Annotated in this window: 15 protein-coding genes and 1 other annotated feature; of the genes, 9 read left to right on the plus strand and 6 right to left on the minus strand. The window is 56.8% G+C overall.

The window, feature by feature from the left end:
* Positions 1-19 precede the first annotated feature (19 nt).
* Complete coding sequence (locus tag FCL49_RS06630) at positions 20-1,225, minus strand: serine hydrolase (RefSeq protein ID WP_167519893.1); 1,206 nt, start codon at positions 1,223-1,225, stop codon at positions 20-22.
* A 465-nt stretch (positions 1,226-1,690) separates the two neighbouring features.
* Here FCL49_RS06630 and FCL49_RS06635 point away from each other — a divergent pair, with 465 nt between their 5' ends.
* Both FCL49_RS06635 and FCL49_RS06640 read left to right on the plus strand, forming a co-directional pair.
* Positions 1,691-3,058, plus strand: a complete 1,368-nt coding sequence (locus tag FCL49_RS06635; protein WP_174352892.1) for a pyridoxal-phosphate dependent enzyme — start codon at positions 1,691-1,693, stop codon at positions 3,056-3,058.
* Between the two features lie 13 nt (positions 3,059-3,071).
* The gene (locus FCL49_RS06640) at positions 3,072-4,217 is read left to right on the plus strand and encodes a trans-sulfuration enzyme family protein (protein WP_174352893.1); all 1,146 of its coding nucleotides are present in this window, start codon (positions 3,072-3,074) and stop codon (positions 4,215-4,217) included.
* Positions 4,218-4,267: 50 nt separating this feature from the next.
* Here the strand turns inward: FCL49_RS06640 and FCL49_RS06645 are convergent, their stop codons facing one another.
* Both FCL49_RS06645 and FCL49_RS06650 read right to left on the minus strand, forming a co-directional pair.
* Positions 4,268-5,287: an isopenicillin N synthase family dioxygenase gene (locus tag FCL49_RS06645; RefSeq protein WP_174352894.1), complete on the minus strand. Its 1,020-nt coding sequence runs from the start codon at positions 5,285-5,287 to the stop codon at positions 4,268-4,270.
* Complete coding sequence (locus tag FCL49_RS06650) at positions 5,232-5,468, minus strand: hypothetical protein (protein WP_174351922.1); 237 nt, start codon at positions 5,466-5,468, stop codon at positions 5,232-5,234. Before FCL49_RS06650 ends, FCL49_RS06645 begins: the two co-directional genes overlap by 56 nt.
* A 112-nt stretch (positions 5,469-5,580) precedes the next feature.
* Here FCL49_RS06650 and FCL49_RS06655 point away from each other — a divergent pair, with 112 nt between their 5' ends.
* The 4 genes from FCL49_RS06655 (at position 5,581) to corA (ending at position 8,573) form a co-directional block, all read left to right on the plus strand.
* Positions 5,581-6,237 carry an HAD family hydrolase gene (locus FCL49_RS06655; RefSeq protein ID WP_174352895.1) on the plus strand — a complete coding sequence of 219 codons (657 nt, stop codon included), beginning with the start codon at positions 5,581-5,583 and terminating at the stop codon, positions 6,235-6,237.
* 108 nt (positions 6,238-6,345) lie between these two features.
* A complete protein-coding gene (locus FCL49_RS06660; protein ID WP_174352896.1) occupies positions 6,346-6,966 on the plus strand; it encodes a glutathione S-transferase family protein in 621 nt (206 codons plus the stop codon).
* A gap of 195 nt (positions 6,967-7,161) precedes the next feature.
* Entirely contained in the window at positions 7,162-7,581 is a 420-nt protein-coding gene (locus FCL49_RS06665) for a GNAT family N-acetyltransferase (RefSeq protein ID WP_174352897.1), read from the plus strand.
* Positions 7,582-7,592: 11 nt separating this feature from the next.
* Positions 7,593-8,573, plus strand: coding sequence for a magnesium/cobalt transporter CorA (gene corA, locus FCL49_RS06670; RefSeq protein WP_174352898.1), 981 nt, complete (start codon positions 7,593-7,595; stop codon positions 8,571-8,573).
* Between the two features lie 40 nt (positions 8,574-8,613).
* Here the strand turns inward: corA and FCL49_RS06675 are convergent, their stop codons facing one another.
* Both FCL49_RS06675 and speB read right to left on the minus strand, forming a co-directional pair.
* Positions 8,614-9,996, minus strand: coding sequence for a sodium:solute symporter (locus FCL49_RS06675; RefSeq protein ID WP_174352899.1), 1,383 nt, complete (start codon positions 9,994-9,996; stop codon positions 8,614-8,616).
* A 73-nt stretch (positions 9,997-10,069) separates the two neighbouring features.
* Complete coding sequence (gene speB / locus FCL49_RS06680; protein ID WP_174352900.1) at positions 10,070-11,002, minus strand: agmatinase; 933 nt, start codon at positions 11,000-11,002, stop codon at positions 10,070-10,072.
* A 247-nt stretch (positions 11,003-11,249) separates the two neighbouring features.
* On the opposite strand from speB, the gene FCL49_RS06685 reads away from it, so the two are divergent.
* Positions 11,250-12,164: a LysR family transcriptional regulator gene (locus FCL49_RS06685; RefSeq protein ID WP_174352901.1), complete on the plus strand. Its 915-nt coding sequence runs from the start codon at positions 11,250-11,252 to the stop codon at positions 12,162-12,164.
* 55 nt (positions 12,165-12,219) lie between these two features.
* Here the strand turns inward: FCL49_RS06685 and FCL49_RS06690 are convergent, their stop codons facing one another.
* The gene (locus tag FCL49_RS06690) at positions 12,220-13,044 is read right to left on the minus strand and encodes an SDR family oxidoreductase (RefSeq protein ID WP_174352902.1); all 825 of its coding nucleotides are present in this window, start codon (positions 13,042-13,044) and stop codon (positions 12,220-12,222) included.
* Positions 13,045-13,273: 229 nt separating this feature from the next.
* Between FCL49_RS06690 and hisL the strand changes: the two genes are divergently transcribed.
* The gene (hisL, locus tag FCL49_RS06695) at positions 13,274-13,321 is read left to right on the plus strand and encodes a his operon leader peptide (protein WP_101495319.1); all 48 of its coding nucleotides are present in this window, start codon (positions 13,274-13,276) and stop codon (positions 13,319-13,321) included.
* Positions 13,297-13,423, plus strand: a sequence feature (His leader region). Its footprint overlaps the gene before it by 25 nt.
* 70 nt (positions 13,424-13,493) lie before the next feature.
* The gene (gene hisG / locus FCL49_RS06700; protein WP_174352903.1) at positions 13,494-14,393 is read left to right on the plus strand and encodes an ATP phosphoribosyltransferase; all 900 of its coding nucleotides are present in this window, start codon (positions 13,494-13,496) and stop codon (positions 14,391-14,393) included.
* The last annotated feature ends 3 nt before the right edge of the window (positions 14,394-14,396 follow it).

Below are 14,396 nucleotides of genomic sequence, written 5' to 3' on the forward strand. Positions count from 1 at the left end.
AAGCTTAATGCTGTAATCCTTAACCAAACACGCTACCGAACCACTGGGTCAGCTTCATCATCACCATGTCCCAGATGCGGCTGAAGAAGTTACCTTCTTTCACTTCCTGCATCGCCACCAGCGGGTATTGCTCAATGGTTTTGCCGTCGAGCTGGAAATCAATGGTGCCGACCACCTGATTTTTTGCCAACGGGGCTTCCAGCGTCGGCTGGTTCAGCTTGTAGCTGGCCTTCAGGTTTTTCATCTGCCCTTTCGGGATAGTGACGGCGGCATCTTTCGCTACGCCCAATGGTACTTCGCCGACGTCGCCAAACCACACTTTCTGGGTCACAAACGGCTTGTCAGTTTTGATTGGCGTGGCGGTTTCGTAGAAACGGAAGCCCCAGGTCAGCAGTTTCTCACTTTCACTAAAGCGGATACGGTCGCTTGGCGCGCCCAGCACCACCGAGATCAAACGCATTGGGCCGTCGGTAGCAGAGGCCACCAAGTTATGCCCGGCGCCACCGGTATAGCCGGTTTTGATGCCATCGACGCTCAGGTTGGTGCTCCACAACAGACGGTTGCGGTTAACCTGGCGAATTTTATTGAAGGTGAACTCTTTTTCTTTGTGCAGCGCGTATTCATCCGGCACATCGCGGATCAGTGCCTGGCTCAATAGCGCCATATCGCGGGCGGTGCTGTACTGCCCTTCCGCATCCAGGCCGTGCACCGTCAGGAAATGGGTATTCTGCAGGCCCAGGGATTTAGCGTAGTTGTTCATCAAGCCAACAAACGAATCCTGGCTGCCCGCGACGTAATCGGCCAGTGCGATGCTGGCATCGTTACCCGACTGAATGACGATGCCCTTGTTCAGTTCCATCACCGGCACCTGATCGCCCGGTTTGATAAACATCAGCGAGGAGCCGCGCAGCGCCGGGTTGCCGGTCGCCCAGGCGTCCTTACCGACGGTCACCATATCCTCAGGTTTAATCTTGCCGGCCTTGATCGCCTGGCCGATCACATAGCTGGACATGATCTTGGTCAGGCTGGCGGGGTCGAGACGGGTGTCGGCATTGCCTTCCGCCAGGATCTTACCGCTGTTGTAATCCATCAGCACGTAGGCCTTGGCGTCCACCTGCGGTGCCGCCGGCGCTTCAGCCGCCTGGACAACAGGCACGGCCAGCAACAGTATGCTGACGCTAAAAGTTAATTTTTTCAGAGTGGTAGGTAAGTTTCTTTTCATCATGACGTCGCCAGAGTGTCCATTCAAATCATTGAAATAGCGTTAACTTTCAAACATATTCACGTTTTCAGCCAACCAGCGAGAGTGGCCCGGCACGCATTTGCCAACCGCAAACTCCCTGCGGCCCCATGACGGGTGAGCGGCGCACCGAAAATGCCCTTGCTGTGAGTTTATTAGATTCATCTTATTTTTGCAGGGTTTAGCATGAATTTTCATCATTTTTACATAACTGTACGCTGTTACGCGCAATTTGGATGAAAAGCCAGCCATAAGCGTTTTTTTTATACTACTCACCGCTACACGGCTGCACATCTAAACTGCTGCACATCTGCGCCTCCATACGTCCAAATAAGATTAATATATTCCAAAAATGCATATTGAACGGTTATTTGTTCTTTTTAATGCGCTTATTGGCAGCGCTATCATCCAGATAACGGCTTTTAAACCGCATTATTCTGGAGGCAACCCATGGCCATACCCCATTCCGTCATCGATATGATCGGCAACACTCCGATGCTGGAACTGACTCAGTTCGATACCGGCCCCTGCCGGCTGTTCGTCAAGCTGGAGAATCAAAACCCCGGCGGTTCGATCAAGGACCGCGTGGCACTATCAATGATCGAACAGGCGGAGCGAGATGGCAGCTTGCAGCCAGGCGGGACCATCATTGAAGCCACCGCCGGCAATACCGGCCTGGGGCTGGCGCTGGTGGCAGCCCTGAAGGGATATAAACTGCTGCTGGTGGTACCGGACAAAATGAGCCGGGAGAAAATTTTCCATTTGCGTGCACTGGGTGTGGAAGTTTTGCTGACCCGCTCCGACGTGGGCAAGGGCCACCCGGCTTACTATCAGGACTACGCCAAACGCCTGGCGAGTGAGATTCCCGGTGCGTTCTATATCGATCAGTTTAACAACCCGGCCAACCCGGCGGCCCATGCCCGCACCACCGCCCCGGAACTGTGGCAGCAGATGGACCATCAGGTAGATGCTATCGTGGTCGGCGTCGGTTCCGGCGGCACGCTGGGCGGTCTTAGCCACTATTTCGCCGAAGTGTCGCCACAGACCGAGTTTGTGCTGGCTGACCCCGCCGGTTCAATTCTGGCGGACTATCTCGATAACGGCCAGATCGGCGAGGCCGGCAGTTGGCTGGTAGAAGGCATTGGTGAGGATTTCGTCCCGCCGTTAAGCGACTTCAACCAGGTGCGCAACGCCTACCGTATCGGTGATGCCGAGGCCTTTACCACCGCACGCGCTCTGCTGCGCAAAGAAGGCGTGCTGGCCGGTTCGTCCACCGGCACCCTGTTGGCCGCCGCGCTGCGTTATTGCCAGGCGCAGACCGAACCCAAACGGGTGGTCACCTTCGTGTGCGACAGCGGCAATAAATACCTGTCTAAAATGTATAACGATCACTGGATGCTGGAACAGGGCTTATTGAGCAAACCGCAGCATGGCGATCTGCGCGATCTGGTTGCCTACCGCCATGACGAAGGCGCAGCAGTGTCGGTAGCATCGGAAGATACTCTGGCTATCGTCCATGCCCGCATGCGGCTGTATGACATTTCGCAGTTGCCGGTGTTGGAGGGCGATCGGGTGATCGGTCTGATCGACGAGTGGGATCTGCTGAATGCCGTGCAGGCGGACGCCAAACATTTCAGCCTGCCGGCCTCCCACGCCATGACCCATGCGGTCAAAACCTTGCAAAAAGAAGCCAGCTATCAGGATTTGCTCGCCACCTTCAACCACGGCCACGTGGCGGTGGTGCTCGACGGTGAGCGCTTCCTCGGTCTGATTACCCGCACAGACGTGCTTAACGCCTGGCGCCAAAAATTACGTTAATAAGGATGATTGTATGACCAAGTTTGATACGTTGACCGTTCACGCCGGTTATACCCCGGACGCTACCGGCGCAGTGATGCCGGCCATTTACGCCACTTCCACCTATGCCCAACCGGCACCGGGGGAGCATACTGGCTATGAATATTCGCGCAGCGCCAACCCGACGCGCACCGCGCTGGAGAGCGCCATCGCCGAACTGGAAGGCGGCAGCCGCGGTTACGCCTTTGCCTCTGGCCTGGCAGCCTGCTCGACGGTGCTGGAGCTGCTCGATCAGGGCAGCCACCTGGTGGCGGTTGACGATCTGTACGGCGGGACCTATCGCCTGCTGGAAAAGGTGCGTAGTCGCACTGCCGGTCTGCGGGTGACCTATGTTTCCCCGGCGGACATTGCCGCACTGGAGCAGGCGATCGAGCCGGATACCAAAATGATCTGGGTGGAAACGCCGACCAATCCGCTACTGAAACTCGCGGATCTGAGCGCCATCGCGGCGATCGCCAAAAAACACGATTTAATCAGCGTGGCGGACAACACCTTCGCCTCCCCCTATATTCAACGTCCGCTGGAACTCGGCTTTGACGTGGTGGTGCATTCCGCCACCAAATACCTCAATGGCCATTCCGACGTGGTGGCCGGCGTGGCTGCGGTTGGGAATAACCCGGAACTGGCCGAACAGCTGGGTTTCCTGCAAAACGCGGTAGGTGGCATTCTCGATCCGTTCAGCAGCTTCCTGACGCTGCGCGGTATCCGCACGCTGGCACTGCGCATGGAGCGCCACAGTAACAGCGCCTTGCGCATCGCCCAGTGGCTGGAAAGCCAGCCGCAGGTAGAAGAAGTCTATTATCCGGGCCTGCCGAGCCACCCGCAGCATGGATTGGCGGCAAAGCAGATGAGCCACTTTGGCGGCATGATTTCGGTACGCCTGAAAGGTGACGATGCCTTTGCCCGCCGGGTGATCAAGCGTTCCAAACTGTTCACCCTGGCAGAAAGTCTGGGGGGTGTGGAAAGCCTGATCAGCCAGCCGTTCAGCATGACCCATGCGTCTATCCCGCTGGAGCAGCGGCTGAAAACCGGTATCACGCCACAGTTACTGCGCTTGTCAGTGGGTATCGAAGATGCGGAAGATCTGCTCGCCGATCTGCAGCAAGCGCTGGCGGAGTAATCCTAGTCCGGAGGTAAAATCGTAGGGCGCTGCATGCGGCGCCCCTACTATTAGGCAATAACATCCTGATAATAGCGCTGCGCCACGTCGGGATGAGAGCGGATCCGTCCTTTCAGGTAGTTAAAACCTACGTCACGCAACAGCGGATTATGCGGATCGCTGGCTGGACCATGCGCCTGGGCCATCAGATCTGCAGGTAGCTGATACAGCGGCACCACGGCATCGAGTCGCGCCCCGAGAAAGAAGGCAATCGACAGACGATCGCTGCCCGCCGGCGGCGTCTCAACCCGGTGCACCGTGGCACGCAGATAGCCGTTGGTTGCCAACTCCAACAGTTCACCGATGTTGACTACAAAGCTGTCTTCAAGCGGCTCGGCGTCAATCCACCTTCCTTCTTCAACTTCAACCTGCAGGCCTTTTTGCCGGTCCTGCAACAGAAAGCTGAGAAAACCGGAGTCTTTATGCGCCCCTACCCCTTGCCCGCTGGTGGTCGCGTCACGCCCCGGATAGCGGATCAGTTTGATATGTTCATTGGGTTTGTCGCCGTAGAGCGGATCAAACGCCTGCTCCGGCAAAGAAAGCGCCAGCGCAAAAGCGCGCAACAGACGCAGCGACATGGCAGTCATCGCCTGCTGCCACTGCAACAGCAACGGTTTGAGTGCAGGCAACGCCTCCGGCCATTGATTTGGCCCCTGTAAACGTGCCCAACGTGGAGTCTCATAGGCCAGTTGCAGCGCAGGACGCTCCGCGCCAATATCGAACTGTTCACGCCAGTCCGGCTGCCCACGCGTCAGTTCGGCCGCCGCTCGGTTATAACCGCGAAAATGCGGCGAATGCACCATCTGCACCGCCAGCTTGTCGGCTTCCGGCAGCGCAAAAAACTGCCTGGCATGCTGCTGCAGTTGAGCATTCAACCTGTTATCCACGCCATGTCCGCGCAGATAGAAAAAACCTACGTCACGCGCGGCCTCACGCAGCCCATCAAGAAATGCCTGCCGCTGTCGCCGGTCGCCGTCAAGCTGCGAAAGACTCAGCTGCGGCAGCGTCTTCAACGTCAGTGGTGGCGTCATTATCCTGTTCCTCTTCCTCTCCGACAAAAACCGGACCGCTATAAAGGCGAATGATCAGCATCGTTAACTCCTGAATGGCCAGTGCATTAGCCTTATAGTTACCACCCCGCCAGAGACGCCAGCCAATATTGTTGCGTTCTAAGTTATGCAAAGATTCAACAAAGCGTCGCAAAACTGTCATCAAGGTTTCTTATGCTCTGCGCAATTTGTTTGCCGCCACTGGCTGGCGGCTTACGCTATCCGCTATTCTGTATACACCCCCATTTCACGCCCTGCCTGCCGGAGAAATACTGATGGATTTAGCCTTATTCGACCTGGATGAAACCCTGATTGATGATGACAGCGCCAGCCTGTGGATGCGCTGGTTAGTCACCGAGGGGTTTGCGCCGGCGGAACTGGAACAGCAGGAACAGCAACTGATGCAGCTCTATTATCAGGGTAAGCTGTCGATGGAGGATTACATGCAGGCCACGCTGGCACCGTTGGCCGGCCTGAGCACCCAGACGGTGGCCGGGTGGGTGCAGCGTTATATCCGCCGCGATATTCTGCCGCGTGTCTACCCCGCAGCCCGTGAACGACTGCTGTGGCACCGCGAGCGCGGCGACTGCATTTTGGTTATTTCCGCCACCGGCGAACATCTGGTCGCACCGATTGCCGCACAGTTGGGTGCCGACGACGCACTGGCGATTGGCGTCGAGGTGCAAGATGGCCGCTTCACCGGTAACACCTACGGCACCATGACTTACCAACAGGGCAAGGTGACGCGCCTGAAGAAGTGGCTGGCTGAACACCCGGAGTTAAGCTTTGAACACAGCCATGGTTACAGCGACTCCCTCAACGACAAGGCGATGCTGGAGTACGTCGATAGCGCTACGGTGATCAACCCGGACACCGAGCTCAAGGCGTTGGCAGTGGATCAGGGCTGGGAAATTTGTCGCTGGGAACGATAAATGGCAACCCGGTCGGCAAAAAATAAAACGCCTTCCGGTGTGACAACGCCGCCATTGTGGCGTACGAATAACAGCTTAGGTTAATTCACCCGTATAAAGAGGCGTTCTATGCTGACCATTTGGGGTCGTGAAAATTCGAACAACGTCAGGAAAGTACTGTGGTGCGCCGCAGAACTGGAGCTGAACTACAGCCATATCAATGCCGGTGGCGCATTCGGCAAGGTGAACGATGAGCTCTACCGTTCATTAAACCCGAACGGCCTGGTGCCGTTGCTGCAGGACGATGACTTCGTGCTGTGGGAATCCAACACCATAGTGCGTTATCTGGCGGCCAAGTTTGGCAGTGAGCCATTCTATCCGCAGGATCTGCAGGCCCGCGCCAGCGCTGAGAAATGGATGGACTGGACCACCGCCACCATTGTCAGCCACTTTAGCGTGGTGTTCTGGGGCCTGGTACGCACCAAGCCGGAACTGCGCGACATGGCCAAGATTGAAGCGGCCATCGCCGCGCTGGAAAAGCAGTTCGACATCGTGGAAGAAACCCTGGGCCGCCAACCTTATCTTTCCGGCGAGTCGTTCGGCATCGGTGACATCCCGCTCGGCAGCTTTGCTTACGCCTGGTTCTCTATGCCGATTAAGCGCCAACCCCGCCCGAACATGGAGCGCTGGTACCAGCAGTTAACCACACGTCCCGCCTATCAGCGTGGCGTGATGAGTGAATTGACCTGAGTTTTCTGCGCCCCGCCAGGGGCGCTATTATGTATTTCTCCGACAGCTTCAGCTGCTGACGGAACATCCCCTTGAAGTTATCCAGCCCGCCCCCCGTAACGCACCCAGCGTTCTGACCCCATGTTTATTTTAAATTTCAACATGTTGCCTTTTACGTGGACTGTGCTTAAGTTAAGGGTTCACCAAGGAGGAAACATGAATATCACCGTTACCGAAATACCTGACGAAGCAACCCTCAACGTTATCCGTTTGGGGCTGCGAGCCCATAATAGTCCGTATATTGACCCTACCCAACGCAAACCCCTTGCCGTTTATAGCCAGGATGAGGCCGGTCGGGTGGTCGCAGGCCTGACCGGTGAGACCTGGGGCAACTGGTTGAGCGTGGAATGGTTGTGGGTGGATGATTCACAGCGCGGCAGCGGGTTAGGTCGCAAGGTGGTGCTGGCGGCGGAACAGGAAGCCAGGGCGCGGGGTTGTCGTTATGTTCGCCTGGATACCTTCAGCTTTCAGGCACGGCCGTTCTACGAGAAACTCGGTTATCAGCTACAGATGACGCTGCAGAATTATCCGGTAGAGCACGAATGTTACGTTCTCACCAAAACTCTTATTGAATAGCAGGTGGCTTGATGGAAACCGCAACCATGGTTGTGAATTGCGTGGCGTACAAGGCTGGTCAACGGCTGGGTGAAGTGACCATTGATGATATCAGCGAGGTGGTCAAACAGCCGGACACCTTCGTCTGGCTCGGGTTGTGGCAGCCGGAAGACGCCTTTATGCGTAAGGTTCAGGAGGAGTTTGGACTGCACGATCTGGCGATTGAGGACGCGCTTTGCGCCCACCAGCGCCCCAAACTGGAAGCCTACGGCGATTCGCTGTTTATCGTGGTCAAAACTGCGCAGTGGGGTCAGGACGAAGTCGAGTACGGCGAAACCCACTTCTTTGTCGGCAAAAACTTTCTGGTCACGGTGCGTCACGGTGATTCGCCCAGCTACGCGCCGATCCGTCTCAAGGCCGAGGAAAACCACAAGCAAATGTGCCGTGGGCCGGGCTTTGCCTTGTATTCGGTGATGGACTTTGTGGTTGATAACTACCGCACCGTGGTAGCGAAGTTCGAGACGGAAATCGAGGCCATCGAAGCCAACATGTTCAAATCCGAGTTTGATCAGGCGGCCATTGAGAACGTCTATACCCTGCGACGCCACCTGCTGGCGTTGCGTAATGCCGCAATGCCGATGGACGAAATCTGCAATCAGCTGATTCGCCTGCATGAAGAGGTGATCCCGAAAGAGCTGCGCGCCTACGTGCGAGATGTGCAAGACCATGCGCGCCAGGTGGTCAGCAATATCGACGATATGCGTGAAATGCTGACTAACGCCATGCACGTCAACCTGGCGCTGGTCACGGTTAAACAGAACGAAGTGGTAAAACGACTGGCGGGCTGGGGGGCAATTTTGGCGATCCCTACGGTAATATTCAGCCTGTACGGCATGAACTTCGCCAATATGCCGGAGCTGAAATTCCCCTGGGCCTATCACACCATCCTCGGGGTGACCGCCGTCGGCTGCTTCTTCCTGTATCAAAAATTGAAGCGATCCGGCTGGCTGTAGTGGGTAATGGGGCTGCCCGTCACAGCCCCAGGGTTACCCATTATTCCGGCTGTACCTGCGGCTGCGGGCTTGGCCGGGTCAGCAGGCTGCCTATCAGAAAGGCCGCCCCGCCCGCCAGCAAGCCACCGTAGATCGGGCTGTTGGCCTCAATGCCGTGGTAATACATCAGCGCCAATACGCTCAGGCTGCCGGTTAGCATGCTGGCAATAGCGCCGGTGCTGGTGGCACGTTGCCAGAAAATCGCACCGATCAGGGGGATCAACATACCGCCCACCAACAGGTTATAGGCCAGCGTCAGCGCCATCATCACGTCACGCACCACAAACGCCAGCCCCAACATAATGCAGCCCATGACAAAGGTTGTGAATCGCCCGGCCGCCAGCCCACCGGAAGGCCGCTTGCGGACAGCCGGCAGTACGTCTTCCAGCGCGATGGTTGACGATGCCAACAGACAGGCACTGGCCGTCGACATCAGTGCCGCCAACGCCGCCGCCGCCACCAGCCCGCTCACGCCCGGCGGCAGCACCGCCTGAGCAATGGCGGCAAAGGCGCCGTCGGTATTGGTCAGATGCGGCAGCACCAACTTGCCGGCCATGCCAATCAGAGCGCCGGCCACGCCATACAGCACGCAGTACACCCCTGCCCCCAGCCCGGCGTAGCGGGCAATATTGGTGCTACGCGCGGTAAATACCCGCTGCCAGATATCCTGACCAATCAGAATGCCGAAGAAGTAGATCAGGAAGAACACCAGGATGGTATCGAGCCCGATCGACGACAGTTGGTAGTAACTGTCCGGCAACAGGTGGCTGAACGCCGCCCAGCCACCGGCCTTGACGATGCTCATCGGCATCAACACCAGCATCATGCCAACGGTCATGATGATAAACTGGATGATGTCGGTTAGCGTCAGCGACCACATGCCACCCAGCGTGGAATAAAGCACCACCAAACCGCCGCCGAGCAGAATCGAAGCGGTGAACGACAAATCAAACATCACCTGCATCACACTGCCGATAGCGATAATCGAGGTCACCGCCACCATCAGGTCATAAGCCAGCATAATGGCACCGCTGGTGACCCTGGCGGCTGGATGATAGCGCCGCGCCAACACCTGGCTGACGGTATAGAGCTTTAGCTTGAGCAGCGGTTTGGCCAACACCATGCTCAACACCACAATCCCCGCGCCCAGCGCACCACAAAGCCATACGCCCGAGATCCCATAGGTGTAACCCAGCTTAACGCTGCCAATGGTAGAAGCGCCGCCAAGCACCACGGCGGACAGCGTGCCCAGGTACAAACAAGGCCCCAGATTGCGGCCGGCCACCAGATAATCTTCCTTGGTGGTGGCCCGGCGAACGCCAAGCCAACCCACCGCCCCTATCACCAAAAAGTAAAACACCACTACCAGCAGGTCGAGATTCATCGGTCACTCCGCATGCTTGTTATTATTCGGTATCAGGCGCAACGGCTCCGCCGATCAGGTTATCGCCGTCGCCTTATCGCTCAGGCAGTACGCACAGCATTTCAAACAACAGGTTGGCCGCCAGTAACGCAGTGTTACCGGAACGATCGTAAGGCGGCGAGACCTCCACCACGTCGCTGCCGACCAGATTCAGCCCCCGGCAACCTCTGACAATTTCCAGCCCCTGCCAGACTGACAGCCCACCGACCTCCGGCGTGCCGGTACCCGGTGCAAATGCCGGATCCAGACCGTCGATGTCGAAACTGAGGTAAACCGGCGCATTGCCCATTTGCTCGCGCACTTCCGCCATCAGCGGTGCCAACGAGCGGTACCAGCAGGCTTCTGCCGGGACCACGCGGAACCCCTGCTTGCGCGACCAATCGAAGTCATCAGCTTCATAACCACTGCCGCGCAGGCCAATCTGAATGACCCGTTGTGGTTGCAATAACCCCTCTTCAAAGGCTCGGCGGAAAGTCGTTCCGTGCGCCAACTTTTCCCCAAACATCTCTTCGTTGGTGTCTGAGTGGGCGTCTACGTGAATTAATCCAACCGGGCCATATCGGCTGGCCATGGCGCGCAGGACAGGCAACGTCAGCGTGTGGTCGCCCCCCAGCGTCAGTGGAATGCAGCCGTGGGCCAGAATGCCGTTATAGGCCAACTCAATGCGGCGAACGCTGTCTTCCAGGCTGTAAGGATTGATGGCGACATCCCCCAGGTCGGCAACCTGCAGCCGTTCAAAAGGGGCGGCCGCGGTGCCCATGTTGTAAGGGCGGATCATCACCGACTCTTGCCTGATTTGTCGCGGCCCGTAGCGCGTGCCGCTGCGGTTTGAGGTACCAATATCAAGAGGAATACCGACGAAGGCCGCATTCAGCCCCCGTGCATCATCGGCGACGGGTAGACGCATCATGGTGGGGATGCCGGCAAAACGCGGCATATCATTACCGCTTTGGGGTTGATTCAGCATGATCTTTCCTTATTCGGCTGTCAGATAATTTCAACATTTGGATAACAATTACAGGCTACCCGCCCCCTGACAGGGCTACCATTCCATCTTTGGGATGTAAGCATTGAAAACACCGATGATTGGTAACCAGTTGAACCATTGGATTTTATTTGGCATTCGTGACATAAAAAGACAGATTTACGGCCGCCAGCTTCATTTTTGGAGTGTTATAAAATGGTTAATACGCGCTATTACTGCGGAGGAACGGATGCTCACCAACCTAAGCGATATTGATCTGCGACTGCTGCGGGTCTTCGTCGCCGTCGCCGAAGCCCATGGCGTCAGCGCTGCCCAGGAAACGCTGCTGATGAACCAGTCGACCATCAGCACCCATCTCGCCACCCTGGAGACCCGGCTGGGATTTCGTCTGTGTCAGCGGGGCCGCTCCGGTTTTATGCTGACGCCGAAAGGTGAACGCATGCTGATCGCCTGCCGCACCCTGTTCAACGCCGCTCGTGACTTTACCCGCGTCAGTCAGTCGCTGAACGGCCTGCTGACCGGGGATTTGCAGATTGGCCTGGTGGATAATCTGGTGTCGCTGCCGGGCAATCCCTTCAGCCATGCCATCAAACAGTTTCAACGCCGACACCAGGATGTGCAGTTGCAGTGCCGCATTTGCGCCCCCGGAGAAATAGAACAGGGGCTGCTGAATCAGCAGCTTGATTTGGGCATCGGTTATTTCGGTCAGCAGTTGGACGAGCTGCAGTATCAGCCCTGGATAGCAGAGACGCAGGCGGTTTATTGCAGTAGCGATCACCCGCTGTTTACGCTGGAGCAACCGGGGCGTGAACAGATTGAAAATGCACGCTGGGTTAAACGTGGCTACTTGTTGGCACAGCAACTTTGTCCGCTGGCACCGTTAAACCTCAGTGCCGTCGCTCATCATATGGAAGGGGTCGCTCATTTGGTGCTCAGCGGCGAGTATCTCGGTTATCTGCCCACCCATTACGCTGCGCGTTGGGTAGAGCAAGGCGTACTGAAACAGTTGGGAGGGCAAGCGCTGTCTTATCAGGCGGCATTGAGTCTGGTGAGCCGGCCGGGGTTGCCGAAGGAGGCACTGAGCGCATTGCTGGAGGATTTGCAGCGCGCCGGAGAGATTTCAGCCGCTATGGCGTTGATGTAGCCCCTGCGAACAGCACGAAAAAATGCCCCGCACTTGGCAGGGCATGTTCAAACGCTTAATTGACCGGCATTCTCGCCGGATCCGGGTACTGATATTCAAACCCCAGTTCATTGCAGATACGGCTGCCGTCCACCAGCCGCCCGCCCTGTTCCGTCTCGGCGGCAAACTGCGGTGGCGCCAGATTTAATTGTTCGGCCAGCGCCGGATAGAACTCACGCTTGGTGGGATGGGCCGGGGCGCACAGGTTATAAACATGGCCGCCTTTCGGCAGTTTCAGCAACAGTTGGATCGCACCGATCACGTCGTCCTGATGCACCAGATTGACCCCTTGCGAACCGCCTTTGACATCGACTTTGCCTGCCAGGAAACGTCCAGGATGGCGATCGCCCCCCACCAGCCCGGCCAGACGCAAAATATCCACCGAGGTGTTCGGCAGTTCATGCAGCCAACGCTCCAGCTCCGCCAGCACCAAGCCGGAAGGTGAAACCGGCTTCAACGGCGAGTCTTCGCGTACCGTGCCGGTGGTTTCCCCGTACACCGAGGTTGAACTGGTAAACAGGATACGCGGCACACCAAAGGCCATCGCGCTGTCCACCAGCATGCGCACCGCATTAAAATAGTTTTCGCTGCCTTCGACGGTGCGGCGGGCCGGGAGTGTCACCACCAGCGCATCGACGCGCAGCAGCGCCTCCAGATCCTCCGGTTCGCAAATCAGTTCCGGCGTCAGTTCCAGCTGATAGCATTCAATCCCGCTCATCCGTGCGGCCTCGACGCCATCCGGCGTGGTTTTACTGCCAACGACGTCAAACCCACGGCTCATCAGCGACAGAGCCAGCGGCATACCCAACCAACCCAGGCCAATAATGGCTACCTTTTTCATCAGCTTCCTCTCCTGAAGACTGCAACACTTTGCCCATTAAGGCTACGCCAGTCGGCGTAGTGATTCAATCCACCGACCTTAAGCTTAGGTAAAGTCGCGTCCAACTAATAACTCAACCTGTTTCAATAAATTAAATTTATGACGATAAAAAAGAGTTGCGTGAAAGACGGCGGATAGTTTAGGTTAATTAGCAATTGAGTTTGTAGCGACTTTATACAGAGAAAACACCATGACACGCATTCAGTTCAGCCACCATCATCACCATCACCCTGACTAGTCTTTCAGGCGATGAGTGCTGGAAGACAGTTTTCTAATCTTCCAGTGGCGCGCAGAATGCAAGAGAGAGCCCTCGGAAGATTTCTTCCGAGGGTTTTTTTTTGGCTCCGGACAGACAGACAAAATAATTTTCATAATAAATTCATAAAATTACAGATTAAACAGAGGTTACCATGCTGGATAAAACACGTTTACGGATAGCAATGCAGAAATCGGGCCGCCTGAGTGATGAGTCTCAGGAATTGCTGGCGCGCTGCGGTATCAAAATCAACCTGCAGCAACAACGCCTGATCGCCTTCGCGGAGAATATGCCGATCGATATCCTGCGCGTCCGTGATGACGACATCCCGGGCCTGGTGATGGACGGCGTGGTCGACCTGGGTATTATCGGTGAGAACGTGCTGGAAGAAGAGCTGCTCACCCGCCGCGCTCAGGGCGAAGACCCGCGCTATTTCACCCTGCGCCGCCTGGATTTCGGCGCTTGCCGCCTGTCGCTGGCTACCTCGCTCGACAGTGAATACACCGGCCCACAAAGCCTGCAAGACGCCCGCATCGCCACCTCTTATCCACACCTGCTCAAGCAATACCTCGACAAACAGGGCGTACGCTTCAAATCCTGTTTGCTGAACGGTTCGGTAGAAGTCGCCCCACGTGCCGGTTTGGCCGACGCCATCTGTGACCTGGTCTCCACCGGTGCCACGCTGGAAGCCAACGGGCTGCGTGAAGTTGAAGTGATTTACCGTTCGAAAGCCTGCCTGATCCAGCGCGATGGCGAAATGCCGGAAGCCAAACAGCAATTGATCGACCGCCTGATGACCCGTATTCAGGGCGTGATCCAGGCGCGTGAATCCAAATACATCATGCTGCACGCACCGAGCGAGCGCCTGGACGAAATCGTCGCGCTGCTGCCGGGTGCCGAACGCCCGACCATTCTGCCATTGGCCGGGGCACAGAACCGCGTAGCCATGCACATGGTCAGTAGCGAAACCCTGTTCTGGGAAACCATGGAAAAACTCAAAGCGCTCGGGGCCAGCTCGATTCTGGTATTGCCTATTGAGAAGATGATGGAGTAAGGC

The sequence above is a fragment of the Serratia proteamaculans genome (assembly GCF_013337185.1).
GTDB lineage: Bacteria > Pseudomonadota > Gammaproteobacteria > Enterobacterales > Enterobacteriaceae > Serratia > Serratia proteamaculans_D.